The following is a 5,114-nucleotide window of genomic DNA, read 5'->3' as shown; positions in this document are numbered from 1 at the left end:
GCCGCGAACGCAGGGGACCACGCGCTCAGCGACGGTAACGCAGGTCGTTCGGGGGCGAGGTTTTTCTCGCCCAGCGACTTCTGAGCGAAGCGAAGTGAGCCGGACGAGAAGGGCGGCGCCGGCACTATGGAAGGAGAGACATGGCCCAGACCATGGCGGAGAAGATCCTCGCGGCGCACGCGGGGCTCGAGGAGGTCGTTCCCGGCCAGCTCATCGAGTGCGACCTGGATCTCGTGCTCGCCAACGACATCACGGCACCCATCGCCATCAAGACCGTGCGCGAGATCGGCGCCGGCGTCTTCGACCGGGACAAGATCTGCCTCGTGCCGGACCACTACGCGCCCAACAAGGACATCAAGAGCGCGGAGCAGACCAAGGTCACGCGCGACTTCGCCCACGAGATGGGCATCACGCACTACTACGAGCAGGGCTGCATGGGCATCGAGCACGCCCTTCTGCCCGAGCGCGGCATCGTGGTCCCCGGCGACCTCGTGATCGGCGCCGACTCGCACACCTGCACCTACGGCGGCATCGGCGCGTTCTCCACCGGCGTGGGCTCCACCGACGCCGGCGTGGGCATGGCCACCGGCCGCGCCTGGTTCAAGGTGCCCGAGACCATCCGTATCGTCGTGGACGGCGAGCTGCCCGAGGGCGCCAGCGCCAAGGACATCATCCTCTACGTGATCGGCCAGATCGGCGTCGACGGCGCGCTCTACTGCGCGATGGAGTTCGCCGGCTCCACGATCGAGGCGCTCTCGGTGGAGGGTCGCCTCACGATCGCCAACATGGCCATCGAGGCCGGCGGAAAGGCGGGCCTCTTCGAGGTGGACGAGAAGTGCCGCGAGTACGTGAGCCGCCGCACCACCCGCGCGTTCACCGAGTACCACCCCGACCCGGACGCGAGCTACAAGCAGGTCATCCACATCGACGCCGCCGACATCGTGCCCACGGTCTCGTGGCCGCACCTGCCGAGCAACACCCACCCCGTGGCCGAGAGCCGCGACATCAAGATCGACCAGGTGGTCATCGGCAGCTGCACCAACGGCCGCATCGAGGACATGCGCGCGGCAGCCGAGGTGCTCTGCGGCCGCACCGTGGCCGACGGCGTGCGCTGCATCGTCATCCCGGCCACGCAGGGCGTCTGGCTCGAGTGCGTCCACGAGGGCCTGATGGACATCTTCGTGAACGCGCACTGCGTGGTGTCGACGCCCACGTGCGGCCCGTGCCTGGGCGGCTACATGGGCATCCTCGCCGCGGGCGAGCGGTGCGTGTCGACCACCAACCGCAACTTCGTCGGCCGCATGGGCGACCCGACCTCCGAGGTCTACCTGGCGAGCCCCGCCGTCGCGGCCGCGTCGGCCGTCGCGGGTCACATCGCGCTGCCGTCCGACCTGTAGCAACTCGAACGGGAGGCCCGGGTCCTTCTCCCCAGCTCACTGCGCTGCGCGCAGAAGTCGCTGGGCGAGAAGGCCCGGGCCTCGTGCCGTTATGCCGTCGGCGGTGCTGGCGCATGCGCGGCGGTGAATCCCGCTGCCGGTTCCGGTGCGGCCCACAAATGGTGCATCTGAGTATTCGTGGCCCACAGTTCGTGTATCTGTGGGCCACGCGGCGCGCGGATGCGGCCCTGCGGACGGTTTTGGCACCCAAATGACCCGAAAGCGGTCCATCTGGGTGCCGGCGACAAACGCGTGGCGTGTGCGCGGCCCACAAATGTGCTATCTGTGGGCCAGGAAAACACAGATGGTGCGTTTTGTGGCCGCGGCGGACCCTGCCCGCTCGCGGCCAAGGGCGAGCGAGGGGGGCCGTCATGTACTTCATCGGCGTCGACCTGGGGACCTCGGCGTGCAAGCTGCTGCTCTGCGACGAGCGCGGCCGCGTCGAGCGCGTGGTGAGCCGCGGCTACGAGGTGGAGTACCCGCGCCCGGGCTGGAGCCAGCAGGACCCCGCCGACTGGTGGCGCGCCGTGCGCGACGGCGTGCGCGAGCTCGTGTCCGGCGTCGACGCCGCGCGGGTCGCCGGCATCGGCTGCGGCGGGCAGATGCACGGCCTGGTGGCGCTCGACGCCGCCGACCGCGTGATCCGCCCGGCGATCCTCTGGAACGACGGCCGCACGGCCGAGCAGGTGCGCTTCCTCAACGAGGAGGTCGGCACCGCGCGCCTGCTCGAGCTCACCGGCAACATCGCCTACGCCGGCTTCACCGCGCCCAAGCTCCTCTGGATGCGCGCCGAGGAGCCCGAGCTCTTCTCGCGCATCGCGCACGTGATGCTGCCCAAGGACTACGTCACGCACCTGCTCACGGGTCGCTACGTGACCGACGTCTCGGACGCGTCCGGCACCCTCCTGTTCGACGTGGCGAAAAGGGTCTGGAGCCCGGGCATGCTCGAGCTCTGCGGCCTCGTGCCGGGGCAGCTGCCGGAGGTCCACGAGAGCTACGAGCCCGTGGGGACGCTGCTGCCCGCGGTCGCCGACGAGCTGGGCCTGCCGCGCGACGTGGTCGTGGCCGCCGGCGCCGGCGACAACGCCGCGGCCGCGGTGGGGACGGGCGCCGTGGGCGCGGGCACGATGAACATCAGCCTCGGGACCTCGGGCACCGTCTTCATCCCCACGGCGAGCTTCGCCGCGGGCGTGGGCGACCGCATCCACTCGTTCTGCCACGCCGACGGCGCCTGGCACCTCATGGGCTGCATCCTGTCGGCCGCGAGTTGCAACGCCTGGTGGGCGGGCGACGTCCTGGGCACTGACGACCTGTCGGCCGAGCAGGCCGGCATCGACATAGGGCGCGCGCCGCGCGAGCTGCCCTACTTCCTGCCGTACCTCATGGGCGAGCGCACGCCCCACAACGACGTGGACGCGCGCGGCGCCTTCGTGGGCATGAGCATGTCGACCACGCGCTCGGACATGACCCGCGCCGTGCTCGAGGGCGTGGCCTTCGCCGTGCGCGACTCCGTGGAGATCGCGCGCTCGCTCGGCGTCGACGTGGCGTCGTCCACGGTGTGCGGCGGCGGGGCGAGAAGCGCCGTCTGGCTGCAGATGCTCGCCGACGTGCTGGGGATCGAGCTCGTCCTCCCGGCGACCGAGCAGGGGCCGGGCCTCGGCGGGGCGCTGCTCGCCGCCGTGGCGTCCGGCGCCTACGGGAGCGTGGGCGCGTGCGTCGCCGAGGCGGTGGGCGTCCGCGGCCGCGTGACGCCGGACCCTGACCTCGCCGCCGCCTACGACGAGCGCTACGAGACTTGGCGGGGGCTCTATCCCGCGCTGCGGCCGAGCTTCGAGCGGATGGGTGCCTAGGGACGCGGTTCCCCTCGTGCGCCGCCCTTCTCGTCTCCTGTTTACAAACGTTTATATCCCTACAGACGTGCCGGTACCAAGAGAAAAGCTACCGCTCGTAGAATTATCTGGCATCTGAACGTTTTATAAACATTGGATGCTGGTATAGCTCTGAGTAGGCACGTCCCGCGGGCCGTCTCGGGCCCGCTGAGGGAGCACGGGAACGGGGGCGCTCGCGCCCCGAGGAGAGGAGAAGACATGGCACTTGAGTCCAGCAACATCCCCACGGTGAAGCTCGCGATCGTAGCGGTGTCGCGCGACTGCTTCCCGATCGAGCTCTCGGAGCGCCGCCGCGCCGCCGTGGCGGCCGCGGTCTCCGAGCTCGGCATCAACGCCGTCGAGGTCAAGAAGACCGTCGAGTCCGAGGCCGACGTTGACCCCGCGCTCGCCGAGGCCGCCGCGGCCGGCGCCAACGCGCTCGTGGTCTTCCTGGGCAACTTTGGCCCCGAGACCCCCGAGACCCTGCTCGTGAAGAAGTTCGACGGCCCCGCGATGTGCGTGGCGGCCGCCGAGGGCGACGGCGACCTCATCAACGGCCGCGGCGACGCCTACTGCGGCATGCTCAACTGCAGCTACAACCTGGGGATGCGTCACCTGACCGCCCACATCCCGCCCTACCCGGTGGGCACGGCCGCCGAGGTCGCGAAGATGATCGCCGACTTCGTGCCCGTGGCCCGCGTGGTCATCGGCGTGCGCAACCTCAAGATCATCACCTTCGGCCCGCGTCCGCAGGACTTCTTCGCCTGCAACGCGCCGATCAAGGGCCTCTACCAGATCGGCGTCGAGATCGAGGAGAACTCCGAGCTCGACCTGCTCGTCTCCTACCGTGACCACGCTGACGACCCGCGCATCAAGGACGTCTGCGACGACATGGCCGCCGAGATGGGCGAGGGCAAGTACTATCCCGATCTCCTCGCGCGCATGGCGCAGTTCGAGCTGACCCTGCTCGACTGGGCCGAGCAGCACAAGGGCGACCGCACGTACGTGGCCTTCGCCGACAAGTGCTGGCCGGCCTTCCCCAAGGAGTTCGGCTTCGAGCCGTGCTTCGTGAACTCGCGCCTGGCGACGCGCGGCATCCCCGTGGCGTGCGAGGTCGACGTCTACGGCGCGCTGTCCGAGTACATCGGCATGTGCGCGAGCGACGACACCGTGACCCTGCTCGACATCAACAACTCGGTGCCCGCCTCGCTCTACGAGGAGAAGATCGCCGGCAAGTTCGACCGCGACTGGAAGCTCACCGACACCTTCATGGGCTTCCACTGCGGCAACACCCCGAGCTGCAAGATGTGCGCCGACCGCGCGATCAAGTATCAGCTCATCCAGCACCGCACGCTCGAGCCGGCCGGCTCCGACCCCGACTTCACCCGCGGCACCCTCGAGGCCGACATCGCCCCGAGCGAGATCACGTTCTACCGCCTGCAGTGCGACTCCGACGGCGTGCTGCGCAGCTACGTGGCCGAGGGCGAGGTCCTGCCGGTTCCCACGGGCAGCTTCGGCGGCATCGGCGTCTTCGCCATTCCGGAGATGGGCCGCTTCTACCGCCACGTGCTCATCCAGAAGCGCTACCCGCACCACGGCGCCGTGGCCTTCAACCACTGCGGCCGCGCGCTCGTCGACGCCCTGCGCTTCCTGGGCGTCGAGGACGTCGCCTACAACCAGCCGGCCAGCCTGCCGTACCCCACCGAGAACCCCTTCGCGTAAGGGCCTCTCCCGACCTGTCGGCGACCTCTGCGGGCGGTCCGCCGGCGCCTCCCTCCCGGGGCGTCGGCGGGCCGCCCGCCCTTCTCGC

3 protein-coding genes are annotated in these 5,114 nt (G+C 69.9%); all 3 read left to right on the top strand.

The genetic code is table 11. The features are described from left to right. Nucleotides 1–140 precede the first annotated feature (140 nt). On the top strand, nt 141–1,397 hold the full coding sequence (gene leuC / locus ACWTSU_RS08255; protein ID WP_455139608.1) for a 3-isopropylmalate dehydratase large subunit: 1,257 nt from the start codon (nt 141–143) through the stop codon (nt 1,395–1,397). A gap of 410 nt (nt 1,398–1,807) precedes the next feature. Next, nucleotides 1,808–3,286 (top strand): xylulokinase, encoded by a 1,479-nt coding sequence (gene xylB, locus ACWTSU_RS08250; RefSeq protein WP_455139606.1) that lies wholly within the window; start codon nt 1,808–1,810, stop codon nt 3,284–3,286. 237 nt (nt 3,287–3,523) lie between these two features. After that, complete coding sequence (locus tag ACWTSU_RS08245) at nt 3,524–5,026, top strand: L-fucose/L-arabinose isomerase family protein (RefSeq protein WP_455139604.1); 1,503 nt, start codon at nt 3,524–3,526, stop codon at nt 5,024–5,026. Nucleotides 5,027–5,114 lie beyond the last annotated feature (88 nt).

The organism is Thermophilibacter sp., from assembly GCF_966187215.1.
This window is presented reverse-complemented; position numbering and strand designations above follow the sequence as displayed.